At 59.5% G+C, this 18,490-nt stretch carries 17 protein-coding genes; 9 read left to right on the forward strand and 8 right to left on the reverse strand.

All coding sequences use genetic code 11. The features are described from left to right. Positions 1-792 precede the first annotated feature (792 nt). The 7 genes from Q3A80_RS02285 to Q3A80_RS02315 form a co-directional block, all read right to left on the reverse strand. A complete protein-coding gene (locus Q3A80_RS02285; RefSeq protein ID WP_446327479.1) occupies positions 793-1,992 on the reverse strand; it encodes an MFS transporter in 1,200 nt (399 codons plus the stop codon). An 83-nt stretch (positions 1,993-2,075) separates the two neighbouring features. Beyond that, a complete protein-coding gene (locus Q3A80_RS02290) occupies positions 2,076-3,419 on the reverse strand; it encodes an MFS transporter (RefSeq protein WP_446327480.1) in 1,344 nt (447 codons plus the stop codon). A gap of 86 nt (positions 3,420-3,505) precedes the next feature. Then, the gene (gene acdA, locus Q3A80_RS02295) at positions 3,506-4,711 is read right to left on the reverse strand and encodes a 3-sulfinopropanoyl-CoA desulfinase (protein WP_446327481.1); all 1,206 of its coding nucleotides are present in this window, start codon (positions 4,709-4,711) and stop codon (positions 3,506-3,508) included. An 8-nt stretch (positions 4,712-4,719) separates the two neighbouring features. Continuing rightward, complete coding sequence (locus Q3A80_RS02300; RefSeq protein WP_446327482.1) at positions 4,720-5,919, reverse strand: CaiB/BaiF CoA transferase family protein; 1,200 nt, start codon at positions 5,917-5,919, stop codon at positions 4,720-4,722. A 270-nt stretch (positions 5,920-6,189) separates the two neighbouring features. Then, complete coding sequence (locus Q3A80_RS02305) at positions 6,190-7,404, reverse strand: MalY/PatB family protein (RefSeq protein ID WP_446327483.1); 1,215 nt, start codon at positions 7,402-7,404, stop codon at positions 6,190-6,192. 55 nt (positions 7,405-7,459) lie between these two features. Then, positions 7,460-8,749 (reverse strand): amino acid permease, encoded by a 1,290-nt coding sequence (locus Q3A80_RS02310; RefSeq protein WP_321803485.1) that lies wholly within the window; start codon positions 8,747-8,749, stop codon positions 7,460-7,462. A gap of 112 nt (positions 8,750-8,861) precedes the next feature. Beyond that, positions 8,862-9,335, reverse strand: coding sequence for a PaaI family thioesterase (locus Q3A80_RS02315; RefSeq protein ID WP_446327484.1), 474 nt, complete (start codon positions 9,333-9,335; stop codon positions 8,862-8,864). Between the two features lie 257 nt (positions 9,336-9,592). Here Q3A80_RS02315 and Q3A80_RS02320 point away from each other — a divergent pair, with 257 nt between their 5' ends. After that, positions 9,593-10,522, forward strand: coding sequence for a LysR family transcriptional regulator (locus tag Q3A80_RS02320; RefSeq protein WP_446327485.1), 930 nt, complete (start codon positions 9,593-9,595; stop codon positions 10,520-10,522). Positions 10,523-10,699: 177 nt separating this feature from the next. Next, positions 10,700-11,278 carry a cysteine dioxygenase gene (locus Q3A80_RS02325; protein WP_446327486.1) on the forward strand — a complete coding sequence of 193 codons (579 nt, stop codon included), beginning with the start codon at positions 10,700-10,702 and terminating at the stop codon, positions 11,276-11,278. A gap of 141 nt (positions 11,279-11,419) precedes the next feature. On the opposite strand, the gene gcvA is transcribed toward Q3A80_RS02325, so the two are convergent. Next, complete coding sequence (gene gcvA, locus Q3A80_RS02330) at positions 11,420-12,328, reverse strand: transcriptional regulator GcvA (protein WP_446327487.1); 909 nt, start codon at positions 12,326-12,328, stop codon at positions 11,420-11,422. Between the two features lie 176 nt (positions 12,329-12,504). Here gcvA and Q3A80_RS02335 point away from each other — a divergent pair, with 176 nt between their 5' ends. The 7 genes from Q3A80_RS02335 to tehA all read left to right on the forward strand — a co-directional run bounded on the left by Q3A80_RS02335 (position 12,505) and on the right by tehA (position 18,010). Next, on the forward strand, positions 12,505-13,278 hold the full coding sequence (locus Q3A80_RS02335) for an SDR family NAD(P)-dependent oxidoreductase (protein WP_446327488.1): 774 nt from the start codon (positions 12,505-12,507) through the stop codon (positions 13,276-13,278). Between the two features lie 116 nt (positions 13,279-13,394). Then, positions 13,395-13,676: a hypothetical protein gene (locus Q3A80_RS02340; RefSeq protein ID WP_446327489.1), complete on the forward strand. Its 282-nt coding sequence runs from the start codon at positions 13,395-13,397 to the stop codon at positions 13,674-13,676. Between the two features lie 51 nt (positions 13,677-13,727). After that, positions 13,728-14,072 (forward strand): carboxymuconolactone decarboxylase family protein, encoded by a 345-nt coding sequence (locus tag Q3A80_RS02345; protein WP_446327490.1) that lies wholly within the window; start codon positions 13,728-13,730, stop codon positions 14,070-14,072. Between the two features lie 65 nt (positions 14,073-14,137). Then, positions 14,138-14,806 carry a cupin domain-containing protein gene (locus Q3A80_RS02350; protein WP_446327491.1) on the forward strand — a complete coding sequence of 223 codons (669 nt, stop codon included), beginning with the start codon at positions 14,138-14,140 and terminating at the stop codon, positions 14,804-14,806. A 2-nt stretch (positions 14,807-14,808) separates the two neighbouring features. Further along, the gene (locus tag Q3A80_RS02355; protein WP_446327492.1) at positions 14,809-15,930 is read left to right on the forward strand and encodes a flavin monoamine oxidase family protein; all 1,122 of its coding nucleotides are present in this window, start codon (positions 14,809-14,811) and stop codon (positions 15,928-15,930) included. A 56-nt stretch (positions 15,931-15,986) separates the two neighbouring features. Further along, on the forward strand, positions 15,987-17,072 hold the full coding sequence (locus Q3A80_RS02360; protein ID WP_446327493.1) for an alcohol dehydrogenase: 1,086 nt from the start codon (positions 15,987-15,989) through the stop codon (positions 17,070-17,072). Beyond that, positions 17,051-18,010, forward strand: a complete 960-nt coding sequence (gene tehA / locus Q3A80_RS02365) for a dicarboxylate transporter/tellurite-resistance protein TehA (protein WP_446327494.1) — start codon at positions 17,051-17,053, stop codon at positions 18,008-18,010. Before Q3A80_RS02360 ends, tehA begins: the two co-directional genes overlap by 22 nt. Positions 18,011-18,490: the final 480 nt, after the last annotated feature.

Genomic DNA, 18,490 nt, shown 5'->3' on the forward strand with positions numbered 1-18,490 from the left:
CTCTCCACACATCGATGTGTGTTTTATTGTGTGCAGCGTTGTGTGCATATTAGAAGGGCAAAATTCGACGTGTCAACGAGAAATCGCGCTGTGCGGTGGTCGGGTTTTCCCCGGGGGCATGGGGCATGGCACTTGATTGCTTCCGTGCGCGGGGTATCAGACGCAGCAAATCGCCCTGGGTGTTCCTGACCACGATCGATCGCACGGCAAGTGCAGCTACGTCTTGGCGATGCAGTTCGTCTATTGGATCTAATGCTGCATTGCATTATCGCTATTGAACTGCACAAAAATGCCCGGACACGTTATTGGCACTGTCCGGACGGCCGAGAGAGACCGAAGACGCCATTCGCGTAATCGAAGCGGAAATGACGACGGGAAGACCCGCTATTCAGTCGCTCTCGCTTGCCGTCCACACATGGGCCAATGCGCGGTTGAACCGATTCCAGCAGGAATTTGCATCGATCGACCCAGATTCCACATGACCTGGGCGCATCGGCCTGTCGCTCCGTGTGCAATACGACTCTCAATCCCTTGCCGCAAAAAAAGCCCCGTCAGACCGAGAGGACAGAACGAAAAGCGTCAAGGTATGGGTAGTGATCCAGTTGCGGTGTCACCATCACAATTGGACGATCTCGTGCACGGGGCAGGTCACGCCTCGTCGAAGAATGCGTCGATTCTCCACGTTGCCAATAACTCTTGTATCGACACGGAGCGTGTTGGCTGCGGTACCGCGTTAACGGTCCTCGAGAATCGCGGCGCCGGTGCCGGCTGTCCACCTGCGCCGTCGATCGCTCAGCTACGCTCTGCGGCGCCGGCCAATGAGCGCAGTGACGATTTCATCCAAATCGCGCCGATTATCGCCACGACCACCGGCGGCAGAATCAAGGCCGATACAAGCGACCACCCGAATTCGCTCAACAGGCTGCCCGACACGAAAGAACCGACGACCATCGCACCGAATACGACGAAGTCGTTGAGCGACTGCACGCGTGCCCCTTCTTCAGGCCGATGGCAAGCCAGAACCTGCGCCGACGCGCCAAGAAATCCGAGGTTCCAGCCCGCACCGAGCAGCAGCAGCGCAACCCAGAAGTGATTGACCGTCATTCCTGCCAGACCCGCCAACGCGGCAAGCGCGATTAGCGCGAGACCAGCCAGCGTTACGTTCAGCGCGCCGAAACGCGATATCAGGCGACCGGTAAAGAAGCTCGGCGCATACATCGCTATCACATGAATCTCAATGGCGACGTTCGCATTCGCCCGAGAGATGCCGCATAGCTCCATGGCGAGCGGCGCCGACGTCATCATGAAGTTCATCATCGTATAGCTCACGATGCCGCAGAGCATCGCCACAATAAAACGCGGCTGAGCCAGAATCGTCGCAATCGGGCGGCCGGATGCGCGGTCAGGGTTAGATGGCTTGCGCTCGGATTTCACGCCCGCTAATACGATGGCGGACAATACGGCTACGCCGGCCGCAGTAATATAGGTCACCGCATAAATGTGCGGTGACCACAAATTCATCGTGCCGGTGACCAACTGTGGTCCGAGCACCCCTGCAGCGACGCCGCCTGCGAGAACCGCCGACAATGCCCGTGGACGATGCTCCTCGTCCACACATTCGGCAGCTGCGAAGCGGAAAGTCAGTACAACAGCCGCATACGCGCCACCGAACAGCAACGCGAAGCAAAATAACGGGAAGGACTGGATCACAAGGGCCACCGCGGCGCCCAATCCAGCGACGACTCCGCACAGATTGCCGAACAGGAAGGCGACGTGCCGGCCGTAGCTCCGCGCCAACATACCAACCGGCAGCGTCGTCAGCGCCATCCCGACGACGAACACAGATATCGGCAAGGTCGCCAGTTCGGGGCTCGGAGCAAGAAGATTGCCGATGATCGCGCCGGTCGCATAGACAACGGTCGAATTCGCACCTGCCAGCGCCTGTGCGATAGCCAGTCGCACGACAGAGCTATTGAGTTTAGGATTGGACATCAGTAATGGGCTCCGGAAACCAGTCATCAACGTTCAAAGCTCCGGCTGAGGATTCGAATCCTTGGGATAGGCCGATGCTTTGCTTATCGTGCGATCGACGTCGACGACCCGCCGGCACCGACAGTGGCCGACTGCCCGTTTTTTTGAAGCGCTAGCGCGGCAACGGACGCTACGAGCCCGCCAGCGGCAAGCGGCATATACGCCCATCCCCACTGATGAGTCCAGTCAAGCGTCGCTCCGAACGTCATCGGCGCAAACGCACCGATGCCGAATCCGAGGATCGATCTGACTCCCATCACGCGCCCAAGGTACGCAGCGGGGATCTCTTCGGTCATCGCCGCTGAAAGCACGCCCGAATCAGCGAGAATAAAGAAGCTACCGACCGCCCCCAGGGCCACGACCCAGCGAGTGCCCCACTGCTCCGACCACCCGATGAGCATCGAGCACAGCGCGCCGATCGCGCCGACGCAAATGAGTACGCGCGCCCGTCCGCAGCGATCAGACAGCGCGCCGACGACCCCGGTTGCAATCATGCCCGATAGATGAATCGTGCACGCGACGATCAGGCTTGTCGTCATCGCGCCAAATCCGCAGGGGCGAAGTGCCGTCGCCAGTAACGTGGGCGTCCACGCCCAGCTTCCAAGTAACTCCCAGCAATGCGCAACATAGCCAATCAGAAGGCATAGAGACGCGGGGCCAAACACGCGCCGCCACTCGATCCTGGCCGAAGATGCGGCTCGCGCGGACCTGTGTTGTCGATTCTCGACTCCGATGAGGCCGATTTGCCCGAACACCGCACCCATTAGCGCGCCTATGGCGCAAATGCCGAATCCTGCCGCCGCACCATAGGCACTCGCCGCCCACATCGAGAGAAACACCGAGAGCAGATAGCCCAGCGACGCAGCGGCTAATATCTGCCCCATCGCTCGCCCTCGTTCGGCTGTCGGACTCAAATCTGCGATTAGCAGCAGTGCTGGCGCATACGCACCACCTTGTGTCAGCCCGACCAGCACGATAAGTAGCAGCGCGCTGTGCGGCGACCGGGCAAAGATCGCGAAGAGCATCAACGCCACAGCACCCGCCCACATACTGGTTAGATAGACGCGTTTAGCCCCAAGACTATCGGAGAGCCATGCGGTCACCAGCAACGCCAATGCATTGGACAGATTGAATGCTGACTGTATCGAACCTGCGGTTGCGGCATCCATGTGCCATGCCGCGCGTAATACCGGTAATGCACCCGCGAAAGCCATCGTGCCCATGCAGGTACCGGCACGACTCAGGCACAAAAGGAGTTGACGATTCATGGCCGCCTCCGCGTCGGAATACAGATGGGCATTACAGAGCGGCGTGCGCAGTGGCGAGACAAAAAAGACACGATGATCGTCAGTGTATTGAAGTCCATGATCGACGACGGGCAGACTCATGCGCGTCGTCGGGTCGTATAAGCGAGGCGCGGGCCATCGAAACATCCGAAGCGAGCCGGCGAACCAGCTCGCGCATCACCTCTTCATCATGCGGAGTTGTGCTGTGCGGCTCGCATGTAGCCTTCGCGCGTCTGCGGCAGTTTCATTCCAAGCAACGTTGCAGCGACCTGGGTCCGCAGAATCTGCGCAGTGCCGCCAGCAATGGTAAACATGCGCGCATCGCGCACATGCCGCTCCATCGCGTTATGCCGCCCGTAACCAGACGATCCGTAGAATTGCAGCGCGTCGTTGGTGACCTTATTGGCCGTTTCCGCCGCAAAGATCTTCGCCCGCGCCGCCTTGTCGATATCGGGAAAGTCCACACCGCTGGCAGCCGCTGACCGCAACAGCAAGCGCGCGGCTTCCAGTTGAGTCGACATGTCCGCTAGCATCCACTGCAATCCTTGGAATTCGGCAATAGGCCGACCGAACTGCTGCCTGGACTTGAGGTAAGCCATGCCCTCCTCGAAGGCGCCTTGGGCGATACCTAGCGCAACCGTTCCCGCGCCGACACGCTGGGCGTTGTAGGCAGTCATCAACGATGCGAAACCACGCTTCAGGCCGCCGGGAGGCATCACCAGCATCGACTTGTGTACCTTGAGGTCATGGAACTCGAGATGCGTTTCCGGAATGCCCCGTACGCCCATGGCGTACAGCCTGCGGCCAACGACGAGTTCAGCGGGTGTGTTGCCGTCTCGGACGCAGATGAACGCCCCAATGCCCTGCTCGACACCGTCGTCGAATACCCGCGCGAAGATGAGGTGCAACTTCGAAACACCACCGCCGGTAATCCAGTACTTCTCGCCGTTCAGGATGTAGTCATCCCCTTTCTTGTCGGCACGCGTCGTCATCTCGCTGGCGGCGCTACCGGCATTAGGCTCCGAGATGCAGATTGCCGGTTTGTCTCCCGCCAGCACGAGGTCAGCGGCCACCTTCAGTTGCGCGTCCGTACCGTACTTCGCAATGGCACCGATCGCACCCATGTTCGCCTCGACGGTGATGCGGCCCATGGTCGCGCACGCCTTGGCCATCTCTTCAATGACAACCACGGTATCCAAGTAGGAAAGACCACGTCCGCCAATACTACTGGGCAGAGTCATCCCCATGAATCCTGCATCGCGCAACGCTGCGACGTTGTCCCACGGATACCCTTCGGTGAGGTCGGTATTCGAAGCCGTGGGCGCGAACACAGATTGCGCAAGCTCACGCGCCTGCGCCTGCAGTTTCAGTTGTTCGGGGGTCAGTTCGTACATGGCGTCTCCTAGATTGTTCGATCGTTTGCAAGCCAATCCATCAGGACTTCTTCAGCATGCTCATCGAGCCGCGGCGGCGGTCGCCTGTAGCTCGGCGGCGTTGCGGACATCTTCAACGGGTTGGCGAGGAGACCAATCTCTCCGTCCATCGCCCAGTCGCACGGCATCTTCAGTTCGGCGCCGCGGGCCTTGACATGGGGATCGGCGAACACGTCTTGGAGATTGTTCACCGGACCGCACGGGACACCCACCGCCTCGAGCGCTTGCAACCAGGCCGCACGACGCCTGCCTCTCAGCGCCTTGTCAACGAGCTCACACAGTTCGACTCGATGACGGATCCGCATCGGATTTGTCGCGTAGCGTTCATCTGACGCCAGCTTGTCGACGCCGGCGACCTCGCAAAACCGGCGGAACTGGGCGTCGTTTCCAACGGCGAGAATCATTGGTGCGTCAGCTGTCTGGAACACCTGGTACGGAACGATATTCGGATGACCGTTTCCCAGACGCGGCGGAACCTTCCTGTCGGCCAGATAATTCGTCCCCGCGTTGACGAGCCATGCGATCTGCGTATCGAGCAGGGAAATGTCGATGTGCTGCCCTTCGCCAGTTCGCTCGCGATGGTGCAGGGCGGCCAGGATCCCGACCGTCGCATACATGCCCGTCATCACGTCAGCAATCCCGACGCCCACCTTCATCGGCTCCCCGTCCGGTACACCGGTCAAGCTCATGATCCCCCCCATCCCCTGGATCAGAAAGTCGTAGCCGGGCCGGGTCGCGTACGGCCCCGTTTGCCCGAAGCCGGTAACCGAGCAGTAGATCAGGCGCGGATAGCGATCCTTGATTTGCTCATATGCCAGGCCGTACTTGGCGAGGCCGCCCACCTTGTAGTTCTCCACCAGCACATCGGCCTGTGCAATCAGCTGATGCAGGAGCTCCCTGCCCGAATCCGACCCGAGGTCGATGGCGATCGACCGCTTGTTGCGATTGGCCGAGAGGTAGTAAGCACTTTCATCGGTTTCCTCGCCGGACGTCCCGCGTACATACGGTGGCCCCCATTTGCGCGTGTCGTCCCCTTCATCGGGCTTTTCGACCTTGACGACATCGGCGCCCAGGTCTCCTAGAAGCTGGGCTGCACTGGGCCCTGCCAGGATGCGGGATAGGTCCAGTACCTTGATTCCGGTCAACGCCGTCTTTCGATCTGCCGTCATGCAACACCGCCGTTCGAGCGTTGTTCGGCAGACTGGACGGTGCAGCCTCCTGCCCATCCCGAACCGCGTGAAAAGACAACCCGATCCATCGTCTTCCTCCTAAGTTGATATCGTATAGATCACGTTTCTCACAAACAATTGAACTGAACTTCAATAGTGAGCCGCATGTCGGCCCTGCATCGCAGGGCGGCCGCAATAGGTAGGTCGCCCATCAACCCTCGCGAACGCTCTCAGTCGGCGCACCTAGGCAAACTGAACCGCCGATGCTGCTCAACGTCCTGCAAGTGCTCTGGAGATGCGTTCGATCGCCAAGTCCACCGTTTGTCGCGAACAGCCGAGATTTGCCCGCATGAATCCGCACCCCTCTGCTCCAAACTTGGGCCCCTTGTCCAGCCACACCCGTGCCTTCACAAGCATGAAGTCCTCCAGCTGATCTGGCGACATTCCCAGGCCACGGCAGTCCATCCAGGCTAGGTAAAGCGAATCCATATCGATCACGCTGACGCCCGCATCGAGTGCATTGATGCGATCGGCAAAGTGCTTCTGGTTCTGCGAAACGTAGTTCACGAGCGCGTCCACCCACTCGGCGCCGTGCGCAAAAGCGGCTTCCGTCGCGACCATTCCGAGCAGGTTGATGCGCGTGTTGTGGTTCCTGTCGATGGTTCGCACGACCTCATCCCGCTTTGCCTTGTCGGCAATGAACATGTTTCCGCATTGCAGTCCTGCAAGATTGAAGGTCTTGCTCGCGGACGTGCACGTGATGCTGTTACGGGCGAACCTGGCATCGATCGATGCAAACGGCGTATGCTTCCGGTTCGCAGTCAGCACGAAATCGCAATGGATTTCGTCGGCCAGAACCAGCACACCATGCTTGAGGCAGATCTCGCCCATTGTGCGCAGTTCGTCTTCTGTCCACACATTGCCCGTGGGATTGTGCGGGTTCGAGAGGATGAAAACCTTTGTGTTGTCGCGAATCGCGTCTTCGAACACCTTCGCATCGAAGCGGTATCGCACACCATCGAACTGGAGTGGCGCCGCGGCGACGTGTCGACCATTGATCACGACGTCATTGTGGAAATGCACATATACCGGCGGCTGGATCAGCACCGAGTCGCCCGGCTGCGAGAACGCCTGCACGACGATCTTGATTGCGGCGACGACGCTCGCGACTGGCACCACCCACTCCGGACGCACGTCCCAGCCGAAGCGCTTGCGCTGCCATCCCGTCACTGCATCGAGGTAACCCTTCGTCGGCCCGGCGGGATACCCATAAATACCGTGCGCCACCGCATCGTACAGCGCCTCGCTCACCGCAGGCGGCGACCTGAAGTCCATATCCGCAACCCACATCGGCAAAGGCTCGGCTCGTGCCTGTTCAGCGCTCATGAAACCTGACGGATCGCCCCACTTCATCGAATTGCTTCGACTACGGTCCACGACGGTATCGAAGTCGAATCGGGGCCTCTCGGCCGGGGACGTGTTCATCACTTGAGTCATAATCTTTCATCCTCTTTCGGTCTGGCGTGGGTTGCAAACCGCATCAGTACCCCAGCGCCTTGAGTACGGGCGACAGGCTCACAACGACGCCAAACAGAAACACGAGCAACAAGCGGTAAGATCGATACTTCTTAAGGGCGGGTACCTTGCACACGAGCACGCACGGAATGATGAACGACGCGATGCCATAGATCGGAGAGGCAAGCTGTTGCAAGAGCAGAATCGAGAAGCGTGTCTGCACCCAGACCCACAAACCGAGCACGATGAATACGCACACGCAAACGGATACGACGCGGGAGTCGATACGCTCTTGTGGAACGAAGCGCGCGAGAATATTCAACACCATACCTTTGATCGATTCCTCGAACCCCAAGTAGATCCCTAGAAATGCAGTCAAAATGGCGAACACGTTAAGAGCCGTCGTCATATACAGCACAGCGTTCCCCGGCATAACGCTACCCGCCAACGCCAGGGCCGAAATGTTCTGCGCCTTGGCCGACAACGCCTGTTCATGGGAGATGGAAAGTGAAAACGAGGTTGCAAAGAAGAGGACCGCAATGACCAGTACCGCGTATGCAATACGGTTGGCCCGAACAGCTCGGTACGTCGCAACACACGGGTCTTTCTCTACCCTGCGGAACGCCACATTCATTGGACTGAGGATCTGCACGAACAGAATAGAAAACAACGTGAAGGGAACGGTCAAGATGGTGTCCACAACGAAGCGCTTGAGTTCGGGTAATGGCGGCAAGTTCGCACGAATATCCCAATGTGGGATCATTACCACACCAAGAAGGACAACCACGCCGAGCTTAAAGATCACCAGCGGGCCGGACACCTTGAATATCAGCTTCTCGCCCTGCGCCGCGATGAGCACCAGCCCGCACAGAAGTGATAGCGAGAATAGCGGGCTGTCGGAAAGCAACCTAGTCGTTACACCGAAGCTTTGCAGGTACTTGGCCGTGTCGAAGGTGACTGCCAGCGAGTACGTGAGCATGCCCTTGAGCAGCATAAGGAAGTACACGATGGCGAGCACGATTCCCCAATTCTTGCCAAAGTACTGCGAGATGATTCCCGCATAGTTTTCGCACTCAGTGCTTTCAGACAGGGTCTGCAGGTACAGTTTCTGCATCATGTACAACGCCGGATAAGCGAGTGCTACCGATGCGGCAAACACCCACACGCCGGTGATCCCTACCTGGACCGGCAGAAAGACGATGCCAGCGCCAATCGCCATACCGATGCAAAGGATGACCCATCCCATGTCATATCGAGTGAATGGAATCTTGCCAGCGGATTCAACGGGCGATACCAAATCAGCTAAAGCGCTCAATGTTGTCTCCTTTGTGTACGAGCGTGGCAACGCATCGAGACTCACATCACCACATTCAGTATTTCTTATTATCTATTTTGTAAGGTTCCGTGAACCAGCAACCAAAGCTCGGTTAATTGGCGCTTCGCTCCGGCAGCCGAATTGCCAGCATTTCGCCGACAGCGCATGTGACGCCACTCGCTGTCAATGTCAGGTCGATCCACGCCTTGCGCCCCTCCAGAGACCGAAGCGTGCCGGTTACGACGAGTTCGACGCCGAGCGGAGTGGGTCGCTTGAAGTCGATCTTCAGCGACGCCGTCACGAAGCGAATCGACTGCGGCCCCTCGCCGATCTCACGCCCCTCGCTCTGGTAAGCGAATGCCGCAGCCGACGCGGCGCCGTGACAGTCGAGTAGCGACGCGATCATCCCGCCGTACACGTGATCCGGAACGCCTCCGCTGTATTGAGCTTCGGGCGTAAACCTCGCGACTGTCTGGTCACCGACTAGGTGGCTCTTCAGGTGATGGCCGTGCTGGTTTTCAGGTCCGCAGCCATAACAGTGAGCAAACTCCGGGGTGTACAAGTCTTGGATCGCGCAAGTAGACATCTGTATGCCTCCTTTTCCTTGAATTTGAGGCTCCGGCAACTACCAAAACGCCATTGCGTGGCAACGGTTGGCTGTTTTCGGAGCCTGCAGTTATCGTACGTTTCATCAAATTCATGAACAATTGAATTTAATATCAAGTCTAAGACTAGGCTGACCGACTGCCGCGCTCGTCCCATGTGGCCCCAATCGACGTACCTTTCGGGATCAACTTGCAAGCGAGATGATTGGCAAATAGGATTCATGTAATCGACAATGACTTGAAGGGAAATTCAATGGCGCGTCGACTTGGCACAACGTCCCCGACCCTCCGGCAACTCGAGCTTCTGCTTGCCCTGACTTCCTCCGACGGAATAGCCGGTGCCGGAGCGAAGCTCGGCATGTCGCCGTCAGCTACCAGTCACGCGTTGCGCGCGCTGGAGACAGCGCTGGGTACGGAATTGATCGACCGGAATGCATCCGGCGTCGCACTGACCTATACGGGAGAACATGTTCTCCCTCACGTGCGAGATGTTTTTGCATCGCTTCAATTGGTTCAGGCGACGGCGCTGGCGGGGGCGGAACTGAAAACCGGCTTGCTGCGTCTGGGTTCATTCGGAGCGAGCGCCACGACGAGGGTTCTTCCACCGCTGCTCGATCGTTTCAAGGCACGCTATCCCGGCGTTGACGTCATGGTGACGGAGAAGCCGGATGAACAAACGTCGCGAGATTTGATCGAGCGGCGGCTGGAACTCGCCGCAGTCACGCTTCCAAAGTCGGATTTCGATTCGCAAACTCTTGCCGTTGACGAACTCGTCGCCGTGCTTCCCGCCGACCATCGGCTCGCGAAACTGGATGTCGTACCGCTCAAGGAATTGACGATGGACCCTTTCATCCTGACTCGCGCCGGATCGCAGACACTGGTCACCAAGTTGTTCGCGAGAAACAACCTGCATCCGCGAGTGGCGTACGAACTTCTCCAGTTGATGTCGATACTGGAGCTGATCGCAGGCGGGAAAGGAATTTCGGTTCTCGCGAAGCTCGCCCTTCCCAACCAGTACAACGGTACGGTCTTCCGCCCTATTTCGCCAAGTACTTCGCGGCGTATCGGACTGGTATGCCTCAACGAGAACCGCCTTTCACCAGTCGCACGCGCATTTTGGCAAGAAACTCGGCGACATCAAGCAAGCATCAAACCAACGTCTCGGTAGCTATTTCGCAAATCGGCAGGGAACAGCCACAGGCGACGCGGAAGTTGAAGTCAGATTCAATTGCTGATGATGACGGGTTGGAGAAGAATCAGTCATGGCCCCCATCGTGAAGCTAAATAGGCCTTGCAGAGAGAAGTTGGGATGGCCACGCCAATAGCCAATGTCCGGAGACACCCGATGCCCGTTTCATCGCCTCGCTTCGATCGCTTCGTCCACGAATTCACAAAGCTCGTTGACAATCTCTCGAACGACGAGCAGCAATTGCTCAGCAAAGGTCGCGAACTCCTTGCTGACATCGTCCGTCACGATGACTGGCTTCCGGATGAATACGCTCGCCCCCATCCTCAGTACTATCAGCAGTACCTTCTGCATGCTGATCCGGCCAATCGATTCTCGGTCGTCAGTTTCGTTTGGGGGCCGGGGCAGAAGACTCCGATTCACAACCACACGGTCTGGGCACTGATCGGCATGCTGCGAGGTGGGGAGCGCGCAGAGTCATTTGAACTGGGGCTGCCCAGCCAACCCATGCGGTCCGTCGGAGTTGAGTATCTGGAACCCGGCATTGTCGAAAGCATTTCACCAAAGACCGGCGATATTCACCGGGTCTCCAACATGTATGAGGATCGCATCTCAATCAGCATCCATATCTACGGCGGAAACATCGGGAGGATTTCGCGGCACGTCTTCGATGCTGAAACGAGCATGCTGAAACCGTTCGTCTCCGGCTACTCCAACGAGGCGGAGATACCCGCGTAGCCGCTCCGCGCTCGTAGTAATCTGTCCGTGCAAGGCGCGCTAATTTGCACGATGAAATCCTGATGCCATTCGCCCGCGTCAACGGCAACGTACTACGCTTGGCCATCGTACTCTTGGCTAAGGGCCGTGCGAGGCCATTCGCTACGACGCCGCTTCCTTGAGCAGCCAATCTCGAAAAGCCACGAGTTTCGCGAGACTAGAGCACTCTTCGCGAAACACAACGTAGTAAGCCAGCGGCGAAGCGTACGATATTTCTGGGAAGAGTCGCACTAGACGTCCGGCTGCGAGATCGTCGCGCGCCATGACACTACGTGCAAGCGCAACGCCGTGCCCGTCAATTGCGGCCTGAAGGACCGCGGCAGAATTGTTGATCTGCATCCCGCGCCCGGTCGCGACATCCATCACACCGGCTTTCTGAAGCCACGTATCCCAAGCGGGAAAGCCCGTGCGGCTATCCATCGACAGGTCGTGAATCAAGGTCTCCCGGGCCAGATCAGCCGGCTTTTGCGGCGAACGTCCGCGTAGCAGTTCGGGCGAGCACACGGGATAGACATCTTCGTCCATGAGCTTCTCCGCAACAAGCCCCGGCCAATTTCCCGTTCCATAGCGCACGCCGATATCGATCTGCTGCGTAACGAAATCTACCGGCTTGAGGTTGGTGTCTAGTCTCACATCCGTTTCTGGCCACGCGCTCTGAAAGCGCTCGATCCGCGGCAACAGCCACTTGGCCGCAAAAGCCGGGCTGATCGCCACGGTGAGCACCCCGCTCGCGGATCCCTCCTTCAACCGCTCCAGACCAACCGTCAGCCTGTCGAAGCCGGCGCGGATATCCGGTAGCGCTCGTTCGGCGGCCTCGGTCGGCACGAGTCGAAGGCGCCCACTGGAGCCGCGGCGGAATAGCGGCGTACCCAGCCATTCCTCCAGCCCGCGTACGAGTTGGCCAACGGCCGCGGGCGTCACATGTAGTTCGGCCGCAGCGGCCGAAAAGCTCTGATGACGAGCGCTTGCCTCAAAGGCACGTAATGCATTCAGGTGGACGGGCGACTTCATGGCGATAAAGATTTTCTTTCAATGAAGAACACTTTATCTCGTTTGCCGACGAAAGTGAATCGGCGAAGAATCCATTGCGTGTCAGTTCTTTACTCGATGCGGCGACGTGCGGGCCCGCGTCAGGGTTCATTCTGAGCTTCCTTTATCAATAGCTTTTCTTCTCAACGGATTTCACCATGAGCAGTCAATTCCACGGCAAGAAGCTGCTGGTCGTCGGCGGCACCAGCGGAATGGGGCTGGAGACGGTCCGCCTGGTTCTCGCCGAAGGCGGCAGCGCGGTCATCGTCGGGCATCGGGCTGACAAGGCCGACGCGGCACGCAAGGAGCTGGCAGCGCTGGGCTCGGTCGAGGTGCTGATGGCGAACCTGTCCAGCGACGATGGCCTCGCCGCACTGCTTCAGACGCTCGACGAGCAACACACGGATATCGATCTGCTGGTCAACGCCGCGGGTGTGTTCTTCCCCAAGCCGTTCCTCGAGCATGGGGACGCGGACTACGACCAGTATATGAAGCTGAACAAGGCGTTCTTCTTCATTACGCAGAAAGTCGCCGCGAACCTGGTCGCCAACGACCGCCCGGGTGCAATCGTCAATGTCGGCTCGATGTGGGCGAAGCAGGCGATCGCCGCGACGCCTTCGTCAGCGTATTCGATGGCGAAGGCCGGCTTGCACTCGCTGACGCAGCACCTGGCGATGGAGTTGGCCCCGAAGCACATTCGCGTCAACGCGGTGTCGCCGGCGGTCGTCCAGACACCGATCTACGAAGGCTTCATCCCGAAAGCCGACGTTCACGACGCGTTGCAGGGCTTTAACAGCTTCCACCCGATCGGCCGGGTCGGCACGCCGCAAGACGTGGCCGAAGTCGTCGCGTTCCTGCTGTCGGACAAGGCGAGCTGGGTTACGGGCGCAATCTGGGACGTGGATGGTGGAGTGATGGCCGGCCGCAACTGATGGACGGTGGGCAGAAGCACGACGTGCTCACCTGCCCCGTTCGATCCGGACTATCGAACCGCGCGGATCGACGCCAAAAATTCAATACGCATGCTCGCTTAATGAGGAGAAACGAAATGGTCTATTTGCAGATCACGCTGAAGATTGCCGACGTCAACCGCGCCGCAGCGGCCGAGATTTACAGGAAGTACAAGGCTTCCTTCCTCGACTCTGTCGTCGGAGCGAAATCGAAAGAACTGCTCCTGCGTGATGAAGACGTGCAAGTGCTGCATGGCTTCGATAGCGTGGAGCACGCCAAGTCCTATCTGCAAAGCGCGCTGTTCACCGCCGATGTCGTTGTCGGTCTTGAGCCGCTGCTGGATGCCGCGCCTGACGTGCGCATCTACCAGGTCGCATAGCCACACCGCTGGGCCCCCACCCGGCCCTCGGATCAGTTTGGAGAATTTGACATGATGAACGATTGGAACGCCTACCGCGCCACCCTGATGGAGCGCGTCGGCGACTACGCGAAACAGAGCCCTGACGTGGTGCGCGGCCTGGCTACGATTGACAATTCTGCCGCGACGACGGGTCATCTGGATCCCAAGATCCACGAACTGATTGCGCTGGCCGTGGCCGTGACCACCCGCTGCGACGGCTGCATTTCCGTGCACACCAAAAAGGCGGTCGAGCATGGCGCCACGCTGGAGGAAATTTCCGAAGCGCTGGGCGTCGCGATCGCGCTGAACGCGGGGGCCGCGCTGACCTACTCGACACGCGTCATTGAAGCACACGCGCAACTGTCCAATCAGTAATACGCACCTTGGCCAGCCGATCGGTGATCGGCTGGCCAAGTGTTCATCACGCAGGAACAGCATCCATGCTCGTCAACGCCGATTTCTCGCGCCGTGTCGTCGTCGCGCCTCACCAGTATCGATGGGTCGCCTCGCCGCAAGCGGGTATAGAGCGCGTGATGCTGGATCGGCTGGGCGGAGAGCAAGCCCGCGCCACGAGCATCGTACGGTACGCGCCCGCGTCGTGCTTCCCGGCCCACCTGCATCCTGAGGGTGAAGAGATCCTCGTGCTATCCGGCACCTTCTCGGAAGACGGTGCGCATTACCCGGCAGGCTGGTATCTACGAAATCCGCCCGGCTCCAGTCACCAGCCTTCGAGCAGCGACGGCGCGATCATCTTCGTCAAGCTTCGGCAGATGCGCCCGATCGAGCACCGGCGGGTACGCATAGACACCAACGACCCAACTACTTGGCGACGTCGTGACGGCCGAGAAATTTGCCCGTTGTTCACAAACGATACCGAACAGGTCAGTCTGCAGCGGCTGGTACCGCATGAAGCACTGTTTTCGGCACCGACAGACTGCGCCGAAGTGCTCGTTCTGACCGGGGAGATCGAAGACGGAGTTCAGTCTCACACAAAAGGCAGCTGGATGCGTTTACCAAAGGGCAAGTATCCGGAAATCGTCGCCGGAGCCAGCGGGGCCACCATCTATCTCAAGACCGGCCTTCCGGTCGGCATGACGGTGGAGGTATAGGCATGCAAACGGCGCGCATCGCCATCGTTGGCGCAGGCCTCAGCGGCCTCTACGCGGCCTTTCTGCTAGAGCAGCAAGGCCTAAGGGATTACGTGCTGCTCGAGGCGCGCGAGGTACTCGGCGGTCGCATCGCATCCACTTCGCAACACCTGGCTCGGGGAACAGCGACTGCGTCTAACGGCATGGATCGTTTCGATCTCGGCCCAACGTGGTTCTGGCCGCAGATCCAGCCTGGGCTGGACCACCTGATTCACGATTTGGGCCTGCAGCGTTTCGAGCAATACGAAGCAGGCGACATGATGGTGGAACGCTCGCCGAATGCCGCTCCCATCCGCATGCGGGGGTACGCGAACACGCCGACGTCAATGCGCGTGGTCGGCGGAATGAGCGCGTTGATCGACGCGCTGCACCGCCGCCTCGACACAACCCGCATCGTCACGGGCCAATCCGTACTGCGCATACGCGGCAACGAAACTCACGCAGAAATCGACAGCACAAGTGCCGCGGACGGCATGACAACCTGGCGCGTCGAACACGTATTGTTGGCGATGCCTCCACGGCTAGCCGAGGAACGCATCGAGTTTATTCCGCCATTACCAACGGCACTGGCCAGGCAATGGCGTGGGACAAGTACCTGGATGGCGCCGCATGCCAAGTACATCGCCGTCTATGACACCCCGTTCTGGCGCGCGCACGGATTGTCCGGCGAGGCGCGAAGTGCACGGGGGCCGCTGGGTGAGATCCACGACGCGTCCATGCCCGGTGCCAGTGCGGCATTGTTCGGCTTCTTCGGTATTCCGGCGCGCGTTCGCAGAACCGTGGCTGATGACGTACTGCGCGCGCATTGCCGCGCACAGTTGGTGCGCCTGTTCGGCGCGGACGCTGCGACGCCCGTTTTCGACGTCGTCAAAGATTGGGCGCAGGATCCTTTCACGGCCACCGCTACCGATCTCGACGACAACGGTCACCACATGGCCCCCCCTGCCGCAACCGCCTCATCAGGTGTCTGGCACACGCGTCTGACCGGCATTGCGAGCGAATGGTCACAACAGTTTCCGGGCTATGTCGCTGGCGCCATCGAAGCGGCAAGCGCGGGTGTGCACGCATTGCCGAAGCTCGGCTAACGGGACGGCGTTGCTTTTCCACGCCGAGTCCCATTCACGATTGAGGACAGACGATCATGAAAACCCATTACAGAGCCATGCAGGTCGCCCACCCCGGCGTTCTTGAACTAGTGCAACGCAAGACGCCCACGCCAGCGGCCGGAGAAGTGCTGATTTCAGTCGAGGCTTGCGGGATATGCGGCGCTGACGCCGCCGACATTGAACGCGCTGATCCGACCTTGCAACCACCGCGTGTTCCCGGCCACGAGATCATCGGACGGATCGCCGCGCTCGGTGCAAATGTGCCGTCGCGCTGGAAAGTCGGACAGCGCGTCGGTGTCGGCCGGCTTGGCGGCTATTGCAACGAGTGCGTTCAATGTCGCCAGGGACACTTTCAGCTTTGCCGCAATCAACCGGTTGTTGGTGCGACCTGTGACGGCGGCTATGCCGAGATGATGCTCGCACGCGGCACGGCGCTCGTGTCGATACCGGACGAACTTGGCACAGTCGAGGCTGCCCCGCTGCTTTGCGCGGGGATTGCGACGTTCAACGCACTCAAGAAGTGCGGCGCCACGGCCGGCGACGTCGTCGCCATTCTCGGTGTCGGGGGTTTGGGGCACATGGCGTTGCAGTATGCCCGCAACATGGGCTTCAAGGTCGTCGCCATTGGCCGCCGTGGAGAGATCGCCGCAGACGCACTGGCGTTAGGCGCACACGTCTACATCGATACCAGCCTGGAACATGCCGCCACCCGTCTGCAAAGCATGGGCGGAGCAATCGCGATCGTGAGCACAATCGGTAATAGCGATACGGTGTCAGGTCTGCTGGAGGGCCTTGCCCCGACCGGCCGCCTGGTCGTGCTCGGTGTCACCAAAGATCCGCTGTCCATCACATCAGGCCAACTGGTTGTTGGCGAGCGGACAGTACAAGGTTCGATTACGGGCTCGCCCTACGAGTGCGAGAAAGCGCTGGACTTCAGCGTGCTTACCGGAATTCGCCCCATGATCGAAGTCATGCCACTGGAGCAGGCCAATGAGGCCTACCGGAGAATGAAGTCGGGCGACGTCAAATTCCGGATGGTGCTCACGATAGCCGAAGAGTCCTCTGCTGAAGCAAGCGATGGTCCCCAACGGGAACAGGCATGGCAAGCACACGAGCGGTGAAGATCCCGGCGTCGCACTTCGGGATGGTGCTAGGTCTCGCCGGCCTTGGGCAGGCGTGGCGTGCGGCCGCGCGGCTATGGGCGCTACCCCCACTCGTGGGCGAAACGCTGCTGGTTATCGCTGCACTGACATGGGCCGTGCTAATCGTCGGTTACGTACGCCAGGCCATTCGTCAATTCGAGCAGGTGAAAGCGGAATTTCTGCATCCCGTGCAGGGTGGCACGCCGGCATTGATGTCGGCAGCCTCTTCACTTGTCGCGATGGCGGTCCAGCCGTATTCGATGATGCTGGCGTGGATATTATGCATCGTCAGCATCGCGTGGCACATTGGATTCAGTCTGTGGCACACGGGCACGCTCTGGCAAGGCGGGCGGAATTCGGAGGACACGTTGCCCACCGTGTATCTACCGACCGTCGCAGGAAACTTCACCAGCGCGGCGGTACTTGGTACGTTGGGTCGTCCGGATTGGGGATGGCTGTTTCTCGGCGCGGGCGTCTTCTCGTGGGTGGCGCTCGAGTCGCTGGTCGTCCAGCGACTGTGGCACCCGACGGCAGTGCCGGCATCGCAGCGCCCGTTGATCGGCATTCACCTGGCACCGCCCGCTGTATGCGCGATGGCCTGGCTGGCGTTGTCCCCCGGAAGCACCGATCACTGGATTCTCATGCTGTGGGGCTACGGTCTCTTTCAGCTGCTGCTCGGCCTGCGGCTCGCCACCTGGCTGCGCGCACAACCATTCGTCCCTGCGTACTGGGCCTATACGTTCGGCGCCGACGCTGCATTGGTTACCTGCCTGAAACTGGCTCAGGCAGGTGTCGGATCGGCCCGGGTACTAGCGCTACCCGTGTTCATCGGCACCAATCTTCTGATCGGGTATCTCGTCGTGCGTACCGTCGGGTTGCTCATCAGGATTCCGGTGCCCCGAGTCGGACGCCTCTGACTGATCGACGGTCGCAAATGTGATGCCGTCAGAAGTCTCGTGCTGTCGTGGCTGGATGCATCAATCCTGCTGCCGATCGGCGGCTCCGCCCTTCGCGTTTACACGGCAGGAAACGTCGACGTTTCAGGGATTGCACCGAAGTTGTTTGTTCTTGTCGATTCATCGGTACAGGTTGACGACCTATCGACATACAAGGAGCCGGCGCGGCGATAAATTGCCTCTTCGAAAATTCCGTTTGTCGTCCTGGAAGAGGAGAAGTCTCGAATGTTCATCGGTTGTATTCCGGTGCTGTTCGCGTTCGCCGCAGCACTCGTATCGCTTCGCAACTTGGCCGCCGCCAGGCTGATGTGATCGGCGAGCGCATTACTTGTCGTCGCGTGGACCGTCCATCACGGAAGCCATCACATGAAGGATCTGATGACGTTGGGTCATGGTAATGAAGCTTGATGCACATCGTCTCGAAGCATTCGACAGCGCAGC

Source organism: Burkholderia sp. SR8, assembly GCF_052851275.1.